Raw genomic sequence first — 18,815 nt, forward strand, 5'->3', positions numbered from 1 at the left:
GGTCGGCGCGTGGGACAGATTGATGACCTCGCCAACCGCTACGTCGACGAGTGGGCGCCGCTCAACCCGACCGGCGCCACCTTCATCGGGGTGCCCGGGCACGACCACGAGCTGGACGACCTGTCGCCCGAGGGCTTCGGCGCCCAGGCCGACCTCGTCCGCCGCACCCTGGCCGAGCTCGACCCGATCGACCCCGAGACCGAGGCCGAGAACGTCGCCAAGGACGCCATGCAGGAGCGGCTCGGACTCGACCTCGCCCGCTACGAGTCCGGCGACACGGCCAGCGAGATCAACGTCATCTCCAGCGCGGTGCACGGCCTGCGGATGGTCTTCGACCTGATGCCGGTGCAGGGCGACGAGGCGCTGGCCAACATCGCCGCCCGGCTCGGCGCGTTCCCGCGCGCCCTCCAACAGTACGAACGCACGCTGCTCGAGGAGGCCCGCCGCGGCAACGCCAGCGCGCGGGTCCAGCTGCTCGAGGTCGCCGAGCAGTGCGCCGCGTGGACGGACCCCCAGCGCGACAACTTCTTCCACAACCTCGCCGACGGGCTCGGTGCCGAGGGCGCGCTGCTGGCCGACCTGCAACGCAATGCGGCGGCTGCCACGGCGGCCACGGCGAGCTTCGGGCAGTTCCTGCGCACCGAGCTGGCCCCGTACGGCCGCGACAAGCAGGCGGCGGGACCCGACCGGTACGCCCGTGCCTCCCAGTACTTCCTCGGCGCGAAGGTCGACCAGGAGGAGACGTACGCCTGGGGCTTCGAGGAACTCGCCCGGCTGGAGCGCGAGATGCGCGTGGTCGCCGCCGAGATCGCGGGCCCCGGTGCCACGGTGGACCGCGCGGTCGAGGTGCTCGACGCCGACCCCGCCCGGCGGATCCCCGGCAAGGAGGCGTTCCGCGACTGGATGCAGTCCGTCGCCGACAAGGCGGTCAGCGAGCTCAACGGCACCCACTTCGAGATCCCCCCGGCGGTCCGCACGGTCGAGGCGTGCCTCGCACCCACCAGCGACGGCGGCATCTACTACACCGCGCCGAGCGAGGACTTCAGCCGCCCGGGCCGCATGTGGTGGGCGGTCCCGGAGGGCCAGACCGAGTTCTCCACCTGGCGCGAGACGTCGACGGTCTACCACGAGGGCGTGCCCGGTCATCACCTCCAGATCGGCCAGACGATCCAGCGCGCCGACCTGCTCAACCGCTGGCAGCGGCTGCTCTGCTGGTGCTCCGGCCACGGCGAGGGCTGGGCCCTGTACGCCGAACGCCTCATGGACGACCTCGGCTACCTCGCCGACCCGGGCGACCGCCTCGGCATGCTCGACAACCAGGCCCTGCGCGCCACCCGCGTGATCGTCGACATCGGCATGCACCTCGAGCTCGTGATCCCCCGCGACAACCCGTTCGGCTTCCACCCGGGTGAACGCTGGACGCCGGAGCTGGGCTGGGAGTTCCTGCGCCAGCACTGCCGCATGCAGGAGGACGTGCTGCGCTTCGAGTGGAAGCGCTACCTGGGCTGGCCGGGGCAGGCGCCGTCGTACAAGGTGGGCGAGCGCATCTGGCTCCAGGCGCGCGAGGACGCCAAGGCCCGCAAGGGTGCGGCGTTCAGCCTCAAGGACTTCCACCGGGACGCGCTGAACCTGGGATCGCTCGGCCTGGACCCGCTGCGCAAGGCCCTCGCCCGCATCTGAGTCGCCGCCCCGCCATCTGGGTCGCCGCCCGGGCGGCTGGGCCGCTCCCGGCCCTGGGCCGCACTCGGGTCTGGGCCGCACTCGGGCCCTGGGCAGCGGGCGGGTCGATAGACTGCGGTGCATGCGGACCATTGACTGGGTGGACGGGGCCGTCGAGCTCATCGATCAGACCGCTCTCCCCGATGAGCTGCGGATCCTCCGGGTCACCTCGGTCGCCGACCTGGTCGCCGCGATCCGGTCGCTGGCCGTGCGGGGCGCCCCGGCGCTCGGGGTGGCCGGCGCCTTCGGGGTCGTGCTCGCGGCGCGGGAGTTCGCCGGCGACCCCGCGGGGCTCGCTGCGGCCGTACGCGATGTCGAAGTGGCCCGGCCCACCGCCGTGAACCTCGCCCGCGGGGTGCGCAGGGCCGCCGCGCGGCTCGGGGACGGGTTCGACGGCGTGCTCGCCGAGGCGTGCGCGGTGCGCGACGAGGAGATCGCCGCGTCCGCCGCGATGGCCGCGCTCGGCGCCGACCTCATGGTCGAGCTGTGCGGCGGGCCGCCCCGGGTGCTGACCCACTGCAACACCGGCGGGCTCGCCGCGGTGGTCGGCGGGACCGCCCTCGGGGTGGTGGTCGAGCTGCAGCGGCGCGGCTCCCTGGCCGGGGTTATCGCCAGCGAGACGCGCCCGTTGCTGCAGGGCGCCCGGCTCACCGCCTGGGAGCTGGAACAGGCCGGCATCGAGTTCCGGGTCGCGGTGGACTCGGCCGGCCCGTTCCTGCTGGCCCGCGGGGAGGCGGACGCGGTGATCCTCGGCGCCGACCGGATCTGCGCCAACGGTGACGTCATCAACAAGGTCGGCACGTACGCCCACGCCCTCGGCGCGCGGCGCGCGGGTGTGCCGTTCGTGGTGGTGGCGCCGGAGACGACCGTCGACGTCGACACCCCGGACGGCGCGGCGGTGGAGATCGAGGACCGGGGGTCGGCGGAGGTGACGGCCTGGTCGGCGGCGGTCAACCCGGCGTTCGACGTGACGCCGCACGACCTGGTCACGGCGATCGTCACGGACCGGCGGGTGATCCGGCTGGACCGCGGCGAGAAGCCCTGACCCACAGCAAACCTGGGCCCGGCGGATCGCGCCGGCCGCGGGTCGCGCCGGTTGCGGGGAGCGTGGGTCGCGCCGGCCGTGGGTCGCGCCGGTTGCGGGGAGCGCGCGTCGCGCCGGCTATGGGGAGCGCGGGTCGCGGAGGGCGCCGGCCGCGGACATCGGGGACCGCCCGAGACGGGCGGCCCGGGCCGCGGGTCAGTTGGCGAGGCGGCGCCGGTTGGCGATCAGTTCGCGGATGCGGGCGCCGCGCAGGCGGTGGGGCTGGCTCAGCTCGCGGGCCGACTTCGCGTCTGCCAGAGCCGCGAGGAGCTCGAGCCGGCGGCGGCGACGTTCGGGGTCGAGTCGCTGCGGTACGTGGGCCATGGGCCGAGAGTGCCCAAGGCGTTCGGCCTTCGTCAAGGGCGAGTGCGTTGCGCCACCGGAGCCGTACGGTTCGTCAATGACAGACCGCCGCAGAGCTGGACATTCACCACAGCGGCCAGTCGTTCGTAGTGATCCACCTCGCACCGACGACACCGGCGGTTATCGATAGGCCGACGCCGCTCGCGAGGGCCACGCCGGCGGCCGCCCCGCGGTCGCCCAGGACGGTCAGCACGGCCGCGGCGATCCACGCCGACACCGCCGCGCCGAGGGTCCACCATGCGTAGCCGAACAGATCGCGGCCGAGGCTGCCGAAGAGCGTGAACCAGAGCGCCGCCGCTCCCGCGCCGCTGAGCAGTGGGGCCGTGCGGATGCGATGCGCCTCACGGTACGTCGGGCGGGGCGGCAGGCCGGGCAGCGCCTCCGGCGGACGTGCGGGCGGCAGCCATCCGGCCGGCGGCGTCGTCCCGCCCCATCCCGCGTGCTCGCTCATGCGCGCCCCTCCGTCGTCGGCCAGCTGCGTCCCCGAACCCGAACCTGAACCCTATCCACCGGCCGCGGGTCTGCGGGCGCGGACAACTTCTGTCAGGATGGCGCGGTGCTTTCCCTGCGTACCCTCTCGGTCTTGACCGTCACCGCGCTCTCGCTCGCCGCCTGCGGCACGCCGGGCGACGGGCCGTCGTCGGCCGCGACGCCGCAGTTCGTGGAGCCCACCGCGACCACCGCGGCGCCCGTGGAGTCCGCGGCACCACCCGCCGCCGCCGGCAAGGTCGTCACCCCGGCCACGCCGTCGAAGACGCCGGCCAAGCCGCGGGCGACCGCACCGCTGAGCGTGAAGTACGTCTTCCCCGTCAAGGCGTCGAACGTGGCGTACCACCCGACGCACTCGAAGTATCCGGCGACCGACATCTTCGCCGACTGCGGCGAGAAGGTCGTGGCGACGACCAGCGGCGTGGTGCTCGAGATCAGCCTCAAGGACGAGTACGTGAAGGGCCGCCCCGACGGTCCGCTGAACGGCGGCCTGTCGGTCTCGCTGCTCGGCGACGACGGCGTGCGCTACTACGGCTCGCACCTGAGCAAGGTCCAGACGGGCATCAAGAAGGGCGTCCGGGTCAAGGCCGGCCAGCTGCTCGGCAAGGTCGGCCACACCGGCAACGCCAACAACGTCTGCCACCTGCACTACGGCATCTCACCGCCGTGCGCGCGGGTCGGCGACTGGAAGGTGCGCCGCGGCGTCATCTGGCCGGCGCCGTACCTGGACTCCTGGCGCAAGAGCGGCAACAAGAGCCCGGTCGCGAAGGTCAAGGCCTGGAAGAACAGCCACAACTGCCAAGCCTGAGGGTACGGGCACAGGGCCGCGACAACCGCAGGGCCGGTGCGGAACGACACAGGGCCGCACCCGTCGCCCGAGGATGCGGCCCTGCTGCGGTGAGGCTCAGCTGAACTGTGCGAAACGCTTCTGGGTCACGCCGTTGATCGTGGTGAAGGCGCCGCCCGCGGCGAACGCCCCGAGCCCCGGGTTGACGGCCATGGTGAGCACACCCTCGATGCCGTTGGCGTCGGCGGTCCAGTCGCGCAGGTGCCCGTCCGCGATGTCGAGGGCCGCGAGCTTGACCCGTGGGTCCGAGCCGTCGAGGCAGACGCCCTGGTCCCCGGTACGCGCGGTACGGCACGCGTGGTCGAAGTGCCCGCCGACGTAGACGGTGTCGCCGAGGCTGGTGATCGCCTGAGCGTCGCCGTCGAACGTCGCGCTCCACCGCTTGCCGCCGCTGAGGGTGTACGCCGTGGCCGTACCGCCCTGGCCGCCGTGCGCGGTGTAGACGCTGTCGCCCGTGACCGCGATGCCGAACACGATGACGGCGGGCTTCGGCTTGAATCCGGTGACGATCGCGCCCGACGCGGGGTCGAGGGCGACGAGGCGGTCGTACCCGCTGGTGCTGTTGACCTTGTGGAACTTGCCGCCGACGTAGACCCGGCCGGACGCCGTGGCGAACGCCTCCACCTGGTCGTCGACGATCGGCTTCCACGTGCCGTCCAGCGCGCCGGTGAGCAGGTCGAACGCGGCGAGCCGGGTCCGCACCTGGCCGCTGACCTTGGTGATCGTGCCGCCGACGTAGAGCCGGCCGTTCGCGGCGGCGAGGGCGTACGGCTTGCCGTCGATCGCGTGCTTGAACGTGCTGGAGACCGCCCCGCTGGTGGCGTCGAGCCGGGCGAGGCTGTCCCGCTTCTGCCCGCTGACGTACGTGAACTCACCGCCGATGTAGACACTCGACCCGCTGACCGCGATCGCCTTGACCCGGGCGTCCGCCGTGGGCGCCCACGGCAGCAGCTCGCCGGTGGACGCGTTCAGCGCGGCGAGCCGGGTCCGGGCGATGCTCTTGCCCTTGACGATCGCGTAGGTGAAGTCGCCGCCCACGTAGATCGTGCTGCCCGAGTACGCGACCGCCCGTACCGTCCCGTTGAAGCCGGGTACGGCGTCCGAGGACTGCGACGGCGCGGCCTGTGCCGGCCCGGCGACGGTCCCGACCGCCACGATCAGCGCCCCGAGTACCATCATGCACTGCTTGCGAATTTTGCCCCTGTACGTCACGTCCCGAACGTAACCGTATTGACGTGGGTTATCTAGTGACGAAACGGACTAAAAGGCACATGTCCGTACGGCTGATGTGTCGCAGGGGTGTGCGAGAGTCACCGGCGTGAACGTCGCGGTCATCGGTCTCGGTCTCATCGGCGGCTCCCTGCTGCGCGCCCTCGCGGCCCGCGGCCATCAGGTCACCGGCTACGACCTCAGCGAAGCAACCCGCCAGGCAGCCGCGGAGGCGGCGGTTCAGGCGGCGGTTGCGGAGGGGAGCTGGCACATAGCGGCCGACATCCCGGCTGCGATCGCGGACGCGGAGATCGTCGTGCTGGCCGTGCCGCTCCCCGCGCTGCCGGCGGTCACCGCCGCGCTCGCCGGCTTCAGCGGCCTCATCACCGACGTCACCTCGGTCAAGGGCCCGGTGCGCGACCTGCTCAAGGGCCGCCGGTACGTCGGCGGTCACCCGATGGCCGGCAAGGAGTCGTCCAGCTTTCACGCCTCCGACCCGGGCCTCTTCGACGGCTGCGCGTGGGTCCTGTGCCTCGAGCCGGGCGAGACGGACCTCGACGACTGGCTGCGCCTCGCGGCCCTGTACACCTCGATCGGCGCGCGGGTCGTGCCGGCCACGGCGGAGGAGCACGACGAGGCCGTGGCCCGGATCAGCCACGTGCCGCACCTGCTGGCCTCCGCGCTGAGCAGCCTCCTCGACGGCAACCCGCTGGCCGGGGCGCTGGCCGCCGGGTCGTTCCGCGACGGCACCCGGGTCGCGGCGACGCGCGCCGAACTCATCGCGGCCATGTGCGGCGGCAACGCGGCGGCCGTACGCCGGGTTCTGGCCGAGGTGCTCGACCACCTGGCGGCGTACGACGCGGAGCTCGCGTCCCCGGACCCCGTGGCCGCCCTGACCTCGTCGTTGCAACGGCCCGGCGAGCTGCGGCGGGCGTGGCCGGTCGTCGATGGTGTGACCGTGCGGGTCGACCGGGAGGCCGACGCCCTCTTGAGCCTCGGCCGCGCGGGCGGCTGGCTCACCGATATCGGCCCGGACATCATCGGTCAGCGGCCAGAAAGTGGCCGGAATGGTTCCTAGGCTGAGGCGGTAACCGCGAACGACGGGAGACAGTCATGCCGGGTCAGGTCGGTGCCATCAGCAACGAGCGCGAGGGTCTGCTCGCCTACCTCGCGCACATGCGTTACGTCCTCAAGCTCACCGCGTACGGCCTCACGCCGGAACAGCTCCGCGCCACGCCGACGGCCGGCACCCTCAGCGTGGGCGGCCTCATCAAGCACTGCACGGCCACCGAGGAAAGCTGGATCGACACCGTACGCCGCCAGCCGCAGAAGGTGGACTACGAGGCGTACAACGCGAACTTCCGCCTCGCCGACGACGAGCCGATCGAGGCGGTCCTCGCCGAGTACGGCCGCGTCGCGCTGAAGACCGAGGAGACGATCGCCGGCATCGACGACCTCGGCCAGGCGGTGCCGGTGGACCACTCGGTTCCCTGGAACCCCAAGGACGTCGACAACTGGTCGGTGCGCTGGGTCCTGCTCCACCTCATCCAGGAAACGGCCCGCCACACCGGGCACGCCGACATCATCCGTGAGGCGATCGACGGCGGGACGGCGTACCCCATCATGGCGGCGGCGGAGAACTGGCCGGACAGCCCCTGGATGCAGAAATGGAAGCCCTCCGGCGACCAGCAGGCCTGACCGGCCGCTCCCGGCGCTGAGCCCAGATGCAAGAACGCCCGGCCCCTCGCTTCGAGGGGCCGGGCGTCTGCAAGCTGGCGGTGGTGAAGGGATTTGAACCCTTGGAGGGCTTGCACCCTCACACGCTTTCGAGGCGTGCTCCTTAGGCCGCTCGGACACACCACCGCGAAGTAGGTTACCCGACCGCCCGCGGCCTCCGCCGCCGGGTTACCCCAACGGCGCGCCGCGGCCCGAAGTGCCAGGTCGTGCCGCCTCCGCCCGGCCCGAAGTGCCAGGTCGTGCCGCCTCCGCCCGGCCCGCCTGGCAGGATCTTCCGAATGAGTGTGCACATCGGCGCGCAGCCGGGCGACATCGCCGAGCGGGTTCTGCTTCCCGGGGATCCCATGCGGGCGAAGTGGATCGCCGAGACCTTCCTGACCGACCCTGTCTGCTACACGCAGGTGCGGGGCATGCTGGGCTTCACCGGCACGTGGCAGGGGGTGCCCGTCTCGGTGCAGGGGTCCGGCATGGGTATGCCGTCCGCCTCGATCTACACCCACGAGCTGATCAACGAGTACGGCGTCCGCTCCGTGATCCGGATCGGGTCGTGCGGCGCGCTCGCCGAGGACCTGAACCTGGGTGACGTCGTGGCCGCGATCGGGTCGGCGACGGACTCGAACATGAACCGGGTGCGGTTCGACGGGCTCATCGACTACGCGCCGGTGGCGGACTTCGGGCTGCTGCGTACGGCCGCCGAGGTCGCCGAGCGCCGGGGTGTCGACATGCGCGTGGGTCCGATCCTGGCCGCGGACGCGTTCTACACCGACCGGCCCGACCTGTACGACACGCTGGCCGACTACGGCGTGCTGGCCGTGGAGATGGAGTCGGCCGCCATCTACACGATCGCCGCCCGGTACCGCGCGAAGGCGCTGACCATCCTGACCGTCAGCGACCACATCAAGCGCGGCGAGAAGATGGAGGCGGCTCAGCGGGAGCAGGGCTTCTCCGACATGGTGCAGATCGGCCTGGACACCGCGATCGCCTAGCCCCTCGGAAACTAGGCCCCGCGGAAGAAGTCGCGCATCAGGGTGGAGCATTCCGCTTCGAGGACGCCCGAGTACACCTCGGGCCGGTGGTTGAGGCGGCGGTCGCGGACCACGTCCCAGAGGGATCCGACCGCCCCCGTCTTGGGCTCCCACGCGCCGAAGACGAGCGTGCCGATGCGGGCCAGCACCAGCGCTCCGGCGCACATCGTGCACGGTTCGAGGGTGACCACCAGCGTGCACCCGTCGAGCCGCCACGTGCCGGCGACCTCGGCGGCCCGGCGCAGCGCGAGGATCTCGGCGTGCGCGGTCGGGTCGCCGGCCACCTCCCGTTCGTTGCCGGCGGCGGCCAGCTCCGTACCGGACGGGTCGTAGACGACCGCGCCCACCGGCACGTCCTCCGGGGACGCGGTGGCGGCGGACAGGGCCCGCCGCATCCACGCCTCATGCAGAGGACGGACGCTCACGCGTCGCGCAGCTCTTCCAGCTCGTCCCCGCAGCCCAGCTTCTGGCAGATCTCGGCGGTCACGTCGGAGGGCATCATGCCCTCGAGGCCGCAGAGCGCCAGCAGCCGGTGCGAGCCGATCCCCAGGTCGGCGAGGAGCTCCACGTCCCCGACCGGGTCGGCGTCGGGGTCGGCGGCGGGCCGGTCGTCCTCGTCGTCGTCCCCGGCCGGCGGCGCGGCCAGGTCGTCGATCTCCAACGCCGGCGTCTCCACGTCGGCGAGCAGCAGCGCCCCGAGCCGCGACTCGTCGGCGTACGCCGAGTCGGACCCGAAGATCCGCAGATCCTCGCCCTCGTCCAGCCGCAGGATCACCAGATACTGATCGTCGGCCTCGACGAAGAGCAGCGACAGCTCGGCGTCGGGCTCGGCGTCACGCAGCCGGTCCACGACCTCCTCGATGTCGGCCGCCCCGGTGAGCTCCACCTCGGACGCCGTCCAGCCGTTCTTGCCCCGGGCGACGGCGGCAGCGAAAGTCGACACGAATCCCCCCACGAACATGTGTTCTCAGCGAGTGACGGTAGCCCCTGCATCGGCCGCAGCGCAGCGCCACGCCCCGAAGGAGACAAAGACCGGCCGTGGGTGGTCCCGCTTTTTCTCAGGTACGGCCACAGCGGAGCGGGCGTGGCACACGCCCCGCCGCTGCCGTCCCGGCCGGATCACGCCGCCGTCCGGCCTTCGTCGGGGTCGCCGCGCTCCCCGCGGGACGGCCCGGCGCCGTCGCGGTACTCGGTCGGCGTCACGCCGTGTTCTGCCCGGAACTGACGGTTGAAGTTCGAGAGGTTGTTGTAGCCGCTGGAGCGGGCGATCTTCGTTATCGGGTCGTCGGTGAAGGCCAGCATCTGCCGCGCTTTCGCCAGGCGGAGCTTGCGCAGGGTGTCGCTGAACGACTGTCCGGTGGCGCGGGTGAAGTAGCGGGAGAAGCCGGACTGCGACATGCCCACCCGGGCCGCGATGGAGCTCAGGCTGACCGTCCCGTTGAGGTTGGTGAGCACTTCGCGCATGGCCAGGTCGACGATGCGGCTCGCCTGGTGGTCGCTGGGCGGGACGATGCCCGGGCTGGCGAGCAGCCGGTATTCGTCGGCCGGCGCCTCGGCGAGGGTCCGGAGCAGGGTGGTGATGTGTTGCAGCCGGGCCATCCCGGTGCTGCCGCCGATCGCCATGAGCTCGGCCGTGCCGCGCTGGGCGGACGCGCCGGAGTACTCGATGCCGCGGGTGGCTCGGCTCAGCAGCGGCTCCAGCGCGGCGAGCTCGGGGAGCAGTGACTGCGCGTCCTTGACCCATTGCGGGTGGAACTGGAAGACCACGTCGCGGTCGGCGATGTGGGCTCCCGGCTCGATGTCGCTGATCCAGTTGTGCGGCAGGTGCGAGCCGACCAGGACGAGCTGGCCCGGGGAGTATCTGCCGATCCGGTCGCCCACGATGTACCAGCCGGACCCGTGCTGGAGCAGGTGAACCTCCAGCTCCGGGTGGTGGTTCCAGCGCGCGACGGGGTCGGGGTACCCGTGCATGAGCCAGCGGCCGGTCTGGTCCGGGACGGCGGGAATGATCTCGCGGGCCGCGGTCTGGCCGACCAGCCGACGGGCGCGTTCGACGTGGGTGTTCAAGCCACGACCTCCGTCCGGTGGGTGCATATAAGTATCAGAAGCTGTGATCTATGGCACTAGTTTCGGCTGTGGCGCCCATTTAACTTCGCTGTAACCAGGACGGCAACCAGTGAGGTGATCGGTATGGCGCCAAGGACTGATGCAATTAGCCGCCGGCAGCTGTTGGCGGGCGGTGCCTCGCTCGCCGCGCTCTTCGCGTTGCAGGCGTGCTCGACCGGCGAGAAGACGGAGACCCCGAAGGGCACCGCGGGCGGCGGCGACCCCTGGAAGCAGTTCAGCGGCACCACGATCAACTTCATCTCGGAGAACACCTCGCCGTCCGCCGCCATCGCGGCGAACCTGGCCCCGTTCGAGCAGCTGACCGGCATCACGGTGAAGGTCCAGCAGATGGAGCTCGACAAGGTGGTGGAGAAGTGCAAGCTCGACTTCTCCTCCGGCACGGCGCAGAACCACGTGATCTACGCGGACCCGTACCAGATCCTGGCGCCTATGGCGGACGGCCTGGCCGACCTCCGGCCGCTCCTGGACAGCGGCAACTATCCCGCGGTCGACAAGGGGCTCGGCGACTTCATCGACACGCAGCTGCAGGCGACGGGGTCGTTCATCGACGACAAGAAGCTCTTCGCGCTGCCGTACGACGCGCCGACGATGATCCTGCACTACCGCAAGGACCTCTTCGAGAAGTACGGACCCCGGGCCAAGGCCGACCTCGGCTTCGACCCGACCCCCTCGGACTCCATGACCTGGCAGCAGTACCTCGCGGTCGCCAAGTGGTTCAACGAGAACGCCCGCAGCGACGTGGCGTACGGCATCGGCGCCCAGGCCAAGCAGCACGACGCGCTGCAGTGCGACTTCTCCAACGTGCTGTGGTCGTTCGGCGGGGACTACTTCGAGAAGGGGCAGAGCCTCGGCCTGCGCGGATCCGAGGAGCCCGGCGCCGTGACGGTCGGCTCGCCGGCGGGCGTGGCCGCGGCGACGTTCTACCGCGACCTGCTCAAGGTGGCCCACCCGTCGTCGACGACCTGGGACTGGACCGGCCTGGCCGACGCCTTCGTCGCCGGGGAGATCGCCATGTGCCCGAACTGGCACGAGTTCGCGGCCGGCGAGGAGAAGGCCTTCCCCGGCAAGGTCGGGTACGCGCTGCTGCCCAAGGGGCCGGCCCGGCGGGCGCACATCTTCGGCGGCACCGGCATCGGGATCAACGCCAACGCCAAGGGCGACGAGCTCGGGGCGGCGTGGCTGTTCGTCAACTGGGCCACCTCGCCGCAGACCCAGCTGATGAGCCTGGGCTCGAAGGTCGGCGGTGGCACCCCGACCCGCACCTCGGTCTACGAGCTGCCCGAGGTGAAGGCCGAGGAGGGCAAGAGCCCGTCCAAGTTCCCCAACATCCGTACGGCCGAGACTGTGCTCAAGGCCTGGCAGGCGGAGAACATCGGGCTGCGGCCGAAGGTCGCCCAGTGGGTCGAGCTGGACACGATCATCTTCACGGAACTGTCGAAGATGCTCACCCGCGGCGCCGACCCGGCCGCCACCATGGCCGCGATGCAGCAGCAGATGCAGAAGGCCATGCAGTGAGCGCCGGCCTCGACACGGCGCCCCGCACGACGCTGAGAACCCGCGCGGTTCCGCCGGCGCGCGCGGGCCGGGCCCGGCGGCGAGCGCGCCCGCCCCGTGGGTTGAAGACGTTCGAGTTCGCGATGATGGCGCCGGCCCTCACCGTGCTGTTCGTACTGTCCTGGGTGCCGTTCGTGATCCTGATCGCGATGAGCTTCGCGAAGGTCCGCACCCTCGGCGGGGTGTCGCTGACCTTCACCGGTGCCGACAACTGGTCGGCGGTGCTGGGCGACGGCGCCATCTGGGCCTCCTGGGCCCGGTCGCTGGTCTACTTCGTCGCCATCGTCGGGCTGGAGATGCTGCTCGGGCTCGCCGTGGCGCTCGTCCTGCACCAGCTGGTCCGGGCCCGTTCGGTGGTGCTGTCGATCGTCCTGCTGCCGATGTTCCTGGCGCCGGTGCTGGTGGGCCTGCTCGGCCGGTTCATGCTCGACTCCACCATCGGCCTGTACGCGAAGATCCTGCAGGGCGTGGGCCTCGGCGACGACCTGCTCGCCTCGCCGTCGACCGCGCTGCCGACGATCGTCTCCATCGACGTCTGGCAGTGGACGCCGCTGGTGGCCCTGATCCTGCTGGCGGGACTCACCGCGGTGCCGCCGGCGACCCTGGAGGCCGCGACGGTGGACGGCGCCGGCTACCTCCGGACGCTGGTCTCGATCATCCTGCCGCAGATGAAGCCGATCATCCTGGTGGCGCTGCTGGTCCGGTCCATGGACGCCATCCGGTACTTCGACATCGTCGTCGCCACCACCAACGGCGGACCGGCCGACGCCACCAAGATCATTCCGATCAAGCTGTACGAGTTCGCCTTCCGATTCAACAACCAGCTCGGCAAGGCCGCGGTGCTGGGCCTGACGATGCTGGCCTTCTCGATCGTGATGGCCCGGATCTTCCTGCGGTTCTTCGGCGAACGCCCGTCGATCGCCGCGGGGGACGGAGGTGACCGCGGATGACCACCATCAGGCCTCCGGCAGCCCGCTCGATGAGCCGCCTGCTCGTGCCCGCGCTGGCCGTCGTCATCGCGGTGTGGGCCGGGTTGCCCCTGCTGTGGATGCTGCTGACCGCGTTCAAGCCCGACACGGCCATCCGTACGAGCCACCCGACGATCAGCTTCACGCCGACCCTGGACAACTTCCGCAACCTGTTCCTCGGCGGCAACCGCGTGGGCGCGTACCTGGTGAACAGCCTGGTCGTCACCGGCGTGTCCACCGTGATCGCGGTGGTCCTCGGCTGCCTGGCCGGGTACGGCCTCACCCACTGGGCGTCGCGGTACAAGCGCGACGTCGCCTTCTGGGTCCTCTCCACCCGGATGGCGCCGATCGCGGCGGTCCTCGTCCCGCTGTTCGTCATGTTCCGTGGCGCCGGGCTCGTCAACACGATCCCCGGGCTGGTCCTCGCCCACCTGAGCTTCAACCTGCCGTTCGCGATCTGGCTGATGTCGGCGTTCTTCGCCCGCATCCCGGAGTCGGTCGAGGAGGCGGCGCTGCTCGACGGCTGCACCAAGTGGCGCCGGTTCCGCACCGTCTCGTTGCCGATGGCGCGTGCCGGCATCGTGACGACCGCCGTCCTCTGCATGGTCTTCAGCTGGAACGACTACGCCTTCTCCTCGGCGCTGAGCGGCCCGGACACGGCCACCCTGCCGCAGGCCGCCGGCGCCCTGGTCACCCAGAGCGGCATCGACTGGGGGCTGCTGTCGGCGCTGGCCGTCGTGGTCGCCGTACCCATGCTCATCGCCGGCCTCGCGGTGCGGCGCCACCTCGTCAGCGGGCTGTCCCTCGGCGCGGTCACCGGTGAATGACCGCCCGAGCAGCCCCGTCCCCCTGCGGAAGGAACCCGTCATGCGTGCTGCCGTCCTGCGTGAGCCGCTGGATCTGATCGTCGAGGAACGGCCCGCGCCGCAACCCGGCCCGGGCGAGGTGCTGGTACGCGTCACGGCGGTCGGCGTCTGCGGATCGGACACCCACTACTACGACCACGGCCGGATCGGGCACTTCGTCGTCGAGGCGCCGCTGGTGCTCGGCCACGAGGCCGCCGGCGTGATCGAAGCCGTCGGGGCCGGGGTGACCGACCGGCACGTCGGGCAGCGGGTGTCGATCGAGCCCGGCGTACCCGATCTCACCTGCCCGGAATGCCTGGCCGGCCGCTACAACCTCTGCCACCGGATGAGGTTCTTCGCGACCCCGCCGGTGGACGGTGCCTTCGCCGAGCTCGTCACCGTCCACGCCGCCTTCGCCCACCCGGTGCCCGACGAGGTCAGCGACGACGCCGCGGCGCTGCTGGAGCCGTTGTCGGTGGCCGTGTGGGCGTGCGAGAAGGCGCGCGTACGCCCCGGCGACCGGGTGCTGGTCACCGGGGCCGGCCCCATCGGGCTGCTGGCCCTGCAGACCGCCCGGGCCTACGGGGCCACCGACGTCACCGTGCTCGACATCAACCCGGACCGGCTCGAGGTCGCCCGGGCCTGCGGCGCGACCCGGACGGCCCTGGACGAGCACCAACCGGCGCCGACCGTCCTGCTGGAGTGCTCCGGCTCCACCGCGGCGGTGATGTCCGGCCTGCGCGCCCTGGGCCGCGCCGGACGGGCGGTCCTCATCGGAATGGGCGCCGACGAGCTCCTGATCCCGGTGGCCGAGCTGCAGATGCGCGAGATCGTCCTCACCGGCGTCTTCCGCTACGCGAACACCTGGCCGACCGCCATCCACCTCGCCGCCTCGGGCCGCGTCGACCTGGACGCGCTGGTCACGGCCCACTACGGGCTGCGGGACACCCACCTCGCCCTGACCGCCGCCCGCGAGGTGCCCGGCTCGATCAAGGTGATCGTCCAGCCGCACAAGTGATGGACGAGCGGTCGTCGGACATGACATCATTGTTGTCATGTCCGTCGACCGGGGGGCCGCGCTGTACGACCTGCTGCGCCACGTCCGCCCGCTCACGCTCAACTCCGCCCGGGTGGTCGAGGCGGCGTTGCGGCCGTACCACCTCACGGTGGGGATGCGGGCCGTCCTGGAGGTCCTGTCCGAGGCCGGCCCGGCGACCGTACCGGCCATCGCCACCCGGCTCGACCTGGCGCGGCAGGGGGTCCAGCGCCATGTCGACGACCTGGTCCGGCTCGGGCACGTCGAGATCCGCGTGAACCCGGCCCATCGGCGGTCCGTCCTCGTCGCCCTCACCGCGGCGGGTGCCGACGTCTTCGCCCACGTCCACGCCGATGATCTGCGCCACCTCGCGGCGATGGCACCCGAGTGCACCCCCGAAGACATCGCCACCGCGACCCGGGTGCTGCAGGCGCTGGGCCGCGACGTCCGGAAGCGGGCCGCCGAATGACGATCTTCGAGATGACCACGGCCAACCGCCGGTTGATCGCCGACGTCCTCGACTCCCTCGACGATGCGCGGTGGGACCATCCGACCCTGTGTGCCGGGTGGACGGTCCGGCACATGGCGGCGCACCTCGTCCAGCCCATACTGATCGGATTCGGTCGGTTCCTCCTCACCGCGATGCGCTACCGCGGCGACACCGACCGGACCGTCGACCATCTCACCCGGCGCCTCGCTCGCCGGCCGCCCACCGAGCTGGTCCGGCTGCTGCGGGACCACGCCGGCGACCGGGTGGTCCCACCGCGTGTCGGCCCGATGGGGCCGTTCGCCGACACCTGCCTGCACCTGCGCGACATCGCTCGGCCGCTCGGCCTGGACGCCGACGTGCCCGTCGAGCACTGGCACGTCCTCATGGACTACCTGACCTCGCCGTCCGTCGCGCCGGCGCTGGTCCGGCCGGGCCGCCTGCGCGGACTCCGCCTGGTCGCGACCGACACCGGCCGCGACTGGGGATCCGGCGCCGAGGTCGCCGGGCCCGTCGAGGCCCTGGCCATGGCCGCGGCCGGGCGGTCGGTCGCCCTCGCCGATCTGCGCGGCCCGGGCGTCGGAAAACTGATCATTTAGGTACGGGCGCAGCAAGCGCCCGTGACACACGCCGGGGCGGTGCCGTCCCGGCCTGGGCACGCCGCTTCCGGCGGACGCTGATACAAGGGAGCAACGCATGCTGCGCAGCCGGGCGGTCGCCCTCAGCGGTGCCGTCCTGATCGTCGGCCTCGGGCTCGCCGTCCGCGCCGGAGCCGGCGGGTCCTTCGCGCAGAATGCCGGCACCGCGCTCTACGCGTCGATGATCTACGCCGGCGTGCTCGTCCTACGGCCGGCGACAGCGCCCCTCCCGGCCGGCATTGTCGCGGTCGCCCTCTGCTGGGCGGTTGAGGCATTCCAGCTCAGCGGCGTACCGGCCGGGCTGTCCGAGCGGAGCCTGATCGCGCGGCTGGTGCTCGGGTCGCACTTCGACTGGGCGGACGTGGCCTGGTATCCCGTGGGCGTCGTACCGCTGGTGGTGGTGCACATGCTGCTCAGAGCGCGGATCGCAGCCACCGCGGGTCGGGGTTGACGTGCGGGGTGCCGGCCAGAATGACCGTAGGGACCGTCTCGTTGCCGTCCGCGACGGCCCGGACGGCCGCCGCGCCCTCCGGGTCCCGCCAGATGTCGACCCAGTGGGCCCGGCGTGACCGCAGACCGAGTGTGGCGCGCAGGCGGACGCAGAACGGGCAGCCGGGCCGCCAGTAGACGATCGCCCGGCCGTCCGCGGCGCTGCGCCGCTGGGCTTCGGCGGCCGGGATGGAGCGCGGGAACAGCAGCGGGGAGGCCACCAGCGCGAGCAGCGCGAACACGATGAGGAACGGCCATCCCGACGTCATGGCGAGGATGACGCCGAGCGTGAGCAGGACGGCGGCGAGGAGCCAGCGGCGGAGCATGGTTTCGACGCTACGGTATTCGGGCACCAGGGGCCGCTTGTGATCACCGTGGCCTCGCTCGTCCTGCTGGTCGGCGTGCTCGGCTTCGCCGTCGCCCGGCCGCGGGGGCTGCCCGAGGCAGTTGCCGCGGTGCCTGCCGCCGTCGTCGCGGTGGTGGCCGGGCTCGTCCCGTGGCGCGACGCCGTACGGGAACTGGCCGAGCTGGGCCCGACGGTCGGCTTCCTCGCGGCGGTGCTGCTGCTGGCCTACCTCGCCGACGAGGCCGGGGTCTTCCGGTACGCCGGCACGATCGCCGCCCGCTGGAGTCGCGGGTCGCCGCAGCGGCTGCTCGGGCTCGTCTTCGTCATCGCGTCCGTGGTGACCGCGGCGCTCAGCCTCGACGCCACCGTCGTGCTGCTGACCCCGGTGGTCTTCGCCACTGCGTCGACGCTGGCCGTACGCCCGCGGCCGCACGTGTACGCCTGCAACCACCTGGCGAACTCGGCCTCCCTGCTGCTGCCGGTGTCCAACCTCACGAACCTGCTCGCGATGTCGGCCGCCGGCCTGTCATTCCTGACGTTCGCCGGGTTGATGGCCCTGCCGTGGCTCGCCGTCATCGCGGTCGAGTACCTCATCCTGCGCCGCTTCTTCGCCGACGACCTCGGTACGCCGCCGCGCCCCGCCGATGTGCCGGTGGAGCGGCCGCCGCGGTTCGCCCTGGTCGTACTCGGGCTGACGCTGGCCGGGTTCGCGATCAGCGGGCCGGTGGGCGTGCATCCGGCATGGGTCGCGCTGGGCGGTGCGCTCGTTCTCGCCGTACGCCAGAGGGAGCCGGTCGGGACGCTCGTACGCAAGGCCAATCCGGGTTTCTGTCTTTTCGTCCTGGCGCTGGGCGTCGTGGTGCTGGCGGTGAGCCGCGGCGGGTTCGGCACGATCGTCGACCGTGTGGCGCCGCACCGGCCGGACCTGCTCGGCCTGCTGCTCATGGCGGGCCTGGCCGCCGTGCTGGCGAACCTGCTCAACAACCTGCCCGCGACGCTGATGCTGCTGCCGCTGGCCGCGCACTCCCCGGGCCTGGTGCTGGCGGTCCTGCTGGGCGCCAACATCGGACCCAACCTCACGTACGTGGGTTCGCTCGCGACCCTGCTCTGGCGGCGGATCCTGCACCACCGTGGCGCGCCGCCGGTGACGGGGGAGTTCCTGCGGCTCGGCGCGCTGACCGTTCCGGCCTGTCTGCTCGTGGGGGTGGCGTCGCTGTGGCTGGGTCTGCGAGTGTCGGGGCTGTGAAGATCCTGGTGTGGCTCGACGAGGGCACGTGGGAAGCGTGCATCGACGCGGCGCGCGACCTTCCCGGTGACGTCACGCTGCTGCATGTCTCCGATGTGGGCACCGAGGCGGCGCTGAGCGGGTCCGCCGGGCTGCTGGGCCGGGTCGCCGGCGCCGACCCCGCGGAGCTCCTCGCGGCGGCCGAACGCCGGTTGCTGACCGCGGCCGCGGAACGGCTCGACCGGCCGGCCGAAGTTCTCACTCTGCGTGGTCGTCCTGAACACGAAGTGCTGGCCTCGTGCGCCTCCGCGGACCTGTTGATCGTGGCCCGTGACGGTGATCAGCGACGCCTCGGACCCCGCAGCCTGGGCCACCGTACGCGTTTTGTGCTCGATCACGCACCGTGCCGAGTTCTTCTCGTCTGGCCCGGCTCGCCGCCGCCGCTCGGCTCGATTCCATGATCATCTGCCCTGGTCGGATGACGCGCACGTGTCGGTACCGTTACGTCGAATCGGGTACGAACCTCCGACCTGCGACAACCACGGAGAGTGTCTGTTAAGACGCCGCCCTAATATGTCGCCGTGACGCAAGGTATCAGGCGGAAAACCACCGGATCGGACAACTCGC

The 18,815-nt window shown here is 71.8% G+C and carries 22 protein-coding genes and 1 tRNA gene; 15 read left to right on the forward strand and 8 right to left on the reverse strand.

The features are described from left to right. Positions 1-9 precede the first annotated feature (9 nt). Positions 10-1,680 (forward strand): DUF885 domain-containing protein, encoded by a 1,671-nt coding sequence (locus IT780_RS04545; RefSeq protein ID WP_199510137.1) that lies wholly within the window; start codon positions 10-12, stop codon positions 1,678-1,680. Positions 1,681-1,801: 121 nt separating this feature from the next. Next, positions 1,802-2,764 carry an S-methyl-5-thioribose-1-phosphate isomerase gene (mtnA, locus tag IT780_RS04550; protein WP_199510138.1) on the forward strand — a complete coding sequence of 321 codons (963 nt, stop codon included), beginning with the start codon at positions 1,802-1,804 and terminating at the stop codon, positions 2,762-2,764. 195 nt (positions 2,765-2,959) lie between these two features. Here mtnA and IT780_RS04555 read toward each other — a convergent pair whose 3' ends face one another. Both IT780_RS04555 and IT780_RS04560 read right to left on the reverse strand, forming a co-directional pair. After that, on the reverse strand, positions 2,960-3,127 hold the full coding sequence (locus IT780_RS04555; protein ID WP_199510139.1) for a hypothetical protein: 168 nt from the start codon (positions 3,125-3,127) through the stop codon (positions 2,960-2,962). 103 nt (positions 3,128-3,230) lie between these two features. Continuing rightward, on the reverse strand, positions 3,231-3,617 hold the full coding sequence (locus tag IT780_RS04560) for a hypothetical protein (RefSeq protein WP_233412244.1): 387 nt from the start codon (positions 3,615-3,617) through the stop codon (positions 3,231-3,233). A 132-nt stretch (positions 3,618-3,749) separates the two neighbouring features. Between IT780_RS04560 and IT780_RS04565 the strand changes: the two genes are divergently transcribed. Then, positions 3,750-4,463: a M23 family metallopeptidase gene (locus IT780_RS04565; RefSeq protein WP_233412245.1), complete on the forward strand. Its 714-nt coding sequence runs from the start codon at positions 3,750-3,752 to the stop codon at positions 4,461-4,463. 96 nt (positions 4,464-4,559) lie between these two features. Here IT780_RS04565 and IT780_RS04570 read toward each other — a convergent pair whose 3' ends face one another. After that, positions 4,560-5,681, reverse strand: coding sequence for an outer membrane protein assembly factor BamB family protein (locus IT780_RS04570; RefSeq protein WP_233412246.1), 1,122 nt, complete (start codon positions 5,679-5,681; stop codon positions 4,560-4,562). A gap of 139 nt (positions 5,682-5,820) precedes the next feature. On the opposite strand from IT780_RS04570, the gene IT780_RS04575 reads away from it, so the two are divergent. Together IT780_RS04575 and IT780_RS04580 are read left to right on the forward strand one after the other, a co-directional pair. Continuing rightward, complete coding sequence (locus tag IT780_RS04575; RefSeq protein ID WP_199510141.1) at positions 5,821-6,789, forward strand: prephenate dehydrogenase; 969 nt, start codon at positions 5,821-5,823, stop codon at positions 6,787-6,789. Positions 6,790-6,824: 35 nt separating this feature from the next. Continuing rightward, the gene (locus IT780_RS04580) at positions 6,825-7,409 is read left to right on the forward strand and encodes a DinB family protein (RefSeq protein WP_199510142.1); all 585 of its coding nucleotides are present in this window, start codon (positions 6,825-6,827) and stop codon (positions 7,407-7,409) included. Positions 7,410-7,484: 75 nt separating this feature from the next. Here the strand turns inward: IT780_RS04580 and IT780_RS04585 are convergent. Beyond that, a tRNA-Ser gene (locus IT780_RS04585) sits at positions 7,485-7,574 on the reverse strand. Between the two features lie 152 nt (positions 7,575-7,726). Here IT780_RS04585 and deoD point away from each other — a divergent pair. Next, positions 7,727-8,434 carry a purine-nucleoside phosphorylase gene (gene deoD / locus IT780_RS04590; RefSeq protein ID WP_199510143.1) on the forward strand — a complete coding sequence of 236 codons (708 nt, stop codon included), beginning with the start codon at positions 7,727-7,729 and terminating at the stop codon, positions 8,432-8,434. 11 nt (positions 8,435-8,445) lie between these two features. Here the strand turns inward: deoD and IT780_RS04595 are convergent, their stop codons facing one another. From IT780_RS04595 to IT780_RS04605, 3 genes are all read right to left on the reverse strand, one after another. Next, positions 8,446-8,868, reverse strand: a complete 423-nt coding sequence (locus tag IT780_RS04595) for a nucleoside deaminase (RefSeq protein WP_199510767.1) — start codon at positions 8,866-8,868, stop codon at positions 8,446-8,448. Between the two features lie 26 nt (positions 8,869-8,894). Continuing rightward, positions 8,895-9,416, reverse strand: coding sequence for a tRNA adenosine deaminase-associated protein (locus IT780_RS04600; RefSeq protein WP_199510144.1), 522 nt, complete (start codon positions 9,414-9,416; stop codon positions 8,895-8,897). Between the two features lie 176 nt (positions 9,417-9,592). Continuing rightward, a complete protein-coding gene (locus IT780_RS04605) occupies positions 9,593-10,540 on the reverse strand; it encodes an AraC family transcriptional regulator (protein ID WP_199510145.1) in 948 nt (315 codons plus the stop codon). Between the two features lie 162 nt (positions 10,541-10,702). On the opposite strand from IT780_RS04605, the gene IT780_RS04610 reads away from it, so the two are divergent. From IT780_RS04610 to IT780_RS04640, 7 genes are all read left to right on the forward strand, one after another. Then, positions 10,703-12,115 (forward strand): extracellular solute-binding protein, encoded by a 1,413-nt coding sequence (locus IT780_RS04610; protein WP_199510146.1) that lies wholly within the window; start codon positions 10,703-10,705, stop codon positions 12,113-12,115. A 101-nt stretch (positions 12,116-12,216) separates the two neighbouring features. Next, positions 12,217-13,104, forward strand: a complete 888-nt coding sequence (locus tag IT780_RS04615) for a carbohydrate ABC transporter permease (protein WP_199510147.1) — start codon at positions 12,217-12,219, stop codon at positions 13,102-13,104. Then, on the forward strand, positions 13,101-13,949 hold the full coding sequence (locus IT780_RS04620; RefSeq protein WP_199510148.1) for a carbohydrate ABC transporter permease: 849 nt from the start codon (positions 13,101-13,103) through the stop codon (positions 13,947-13,949). Before IT780_RS04615 ends, IT780_RS04620 begins: the two co-directional genes overlap by 4 nt. A gap of 40 nt (positions 13,950-13,989) precedes the next feature. Then, complete coding sequence (locus tag IT780_RS04625; RefSeq protein WP_199510149.1) at positions 13,990-14,985, forward strand: NAD(P)-dependent alcohol dehydrogenase; 996 nt, start codon at positions 13,990-13,992, stop codon at positions 14,983-14,985. Positions 14,986-15,022: 37 nt separating this feature from the next. Further along, on the forward strand, positions 15,023-15,472 hold the full coding sequence (locus IT780_RS04630) for a MarR family winged helix-turn-helix transcriptional regulator (RefSeq protein ID WP_199510150.1): 450 nt from the start codon (positions 15,023-15,025) through the stop codon (positions 15,470-15,472). A gap of 11 nt (positions 15,473-15,483) precedes the next feature. Further along, positions 15,484-16,089, forward strand: a complete 606-nt coding sequence (locus IT780_RS04635) for a maleylpyruvate isomerase family mycothiol-dependent enzyme (protein ID WP_233412248.1) — start codon at positions 15,484-15,486, stop codon at positions 16,087-16,089. A gap of 97 nt (positions 16,090-16,186) precedes the next feature. Next, positions 16,187-16,579, forward strand: coding sequence for a ribosomal maturation YjgA family protein (locus tag IT780_RS04640; RefSeq protein WP_199510152.1), 393 nt, complete (start codon positions 16,187-16,189; stop codon positions 16,577-16,579). Here the strand turns inward: IT780_RS04640 and IT780_RS04645 are convergent. Next, entirely contained in the window at positions 16,542-16,943 is a 402-nt protein-coding gene (locus IT780_RS04645; RefSeq protein WP_199510153.1) for a glutaredoxin domain-containing protein, read from the reverse strand. The two genes, IT780_RS04640 and IT780_RS04645, sit on opposite strands and share 38 nt — an antisense overlap. A gap of 39 nt (positions 16,944-16,982) precedes the next feature. Here IT780_RS04645 and IT780_RS04650 point away from each other — a divergent pair, with 39 nt between their 5' ends. Together IT780_RS04650 and IT780_RS04655 are read left to right on the forward strand one after the other, a co-directional pair. Next, positions 16,983-18,209, forward strand: a complete 1,227-nt coding sequence (locus IT780_RS04650; protein ID WP_199510154.1) for an SLC13 family permease — start codon at positions 16,983-16,985, stop codon at positions 18,207-18,209. Further along, positions 18,206-18,649 carry a universal stress protein gene (locus IT780_RS04655; RefSeq protein ID WP_199510155.1) on the forward strand — a complete coding sequence of 148 codons (444 nt, stop codon included), beginning with the start codon at positions 18,206-18,208 and terminating at the stop codon, positions 18,647-18,649. The genes IT780_RS04650 and IT780_RS04655 overlap by 4 nt, the downstream gene beginning before the upstream one ends. Positions 18,650-18,815 lie beyond the last annotated feature (166 nt).

The sequence above is a fragment of the Nucisporomicrobium flavum genome, assembly GCF_016464385.1.
GTDB classification, from domain to species: domain Bacteria; phylum Actinomycetota; class Actinomycetes; order Mycobacteriales; family Micromonosporaceae; genus Actinoplanes; species Actinoplanes flavus_A.

Coding starts and splice junctions, on each gene's coding strand:
- mtnA (WP_199510138.1), top strand. CDS start 1,802: ATGCGGACCATTGACTGGGTGGACGGGGCCGTCGAGCTCATCGATCAG.
- IT780_RS04555 (WP_199510139.1), bottom strand. CDS start 3,127: ATGGCCCACGTACCGCAGCGACTCGACCCCGAACGTCGCCGCCGCCGG.
- IT780_RS04560 (WP_233412244.1), bottom strand. CDS start 3,617: ATGAGCGAGCACGCGGGATGGGGCGGGACGACGCCGCCGGCCGGATGG.
- IT780_RS04570 (WP_233412246.1), bottom strand. CDS start 5,681: ATGATGGTACTCGGGGCGCTGATCGTGGCGGTCGGGACCGTCGCCGGG.
- IT780_RS04580 (WP_199510142.1), top strand. CDS start 6,825: ATGCCGGGTCAGGTCGGTGCCATCAGCAACGAGCGCGAGGGTCTGCTC.
- deoD (WP_199510143.1), top strand. CDS start 7,727: ATGAGTGTGCACATCGGCGCGCAGCCGGGCGACATCGCCGAGCGGGTT.
- IT780_RS04595 (WP_199510767.1), bottom strand. CDS start 8,868: ATGCGGCGGGCCCTGTCCGCCGCCACCGCGTCCCCGGAGGACGTGCCG.
- IT780_RS04620 (WP_199510148.1), top strand. CDS start 13,101: ATGACCACCATCAGGCCTCCGGCAGCCCGCTCGATGAGCCGCCTGCTC.
- IT780_RS04625 (WP_199510149.1), top strand. CDS start 13,990: ATGCGTGCTGCCGTCCTGCGTGAGCCGCTGGATCTGATCGTCGAGGAA.
- IT780_RS04630 (WP_199510150.1), top strand. CDS start 15,023: ATGTCCGTCGACCGGGGGGCCGCGCTGTACGACCTGCTGCGCCACGTC.
- IT780_RS04635 (WP_233412248.1), top strand. CDS start 15,484: ATGACCACGGCCAACCGCCGGTTGATCGCCGACGTCCTCGACTCCCTC.
- IT780_RS04640 (WP_199510152.1), top strand. CDS start 16,187: ATGCTGCGCAGCCGGGCGGTCGCCCTCAGCGGTGCCGTCCTGATCGTC.
- IT780_RS04645 (WP_199510153.1), bottom strand. CDS start 16,943: ATGCTCCGCCGCTGGCTCCTCGCCGCCGTCCTGCTCACGCTCGGCGTC.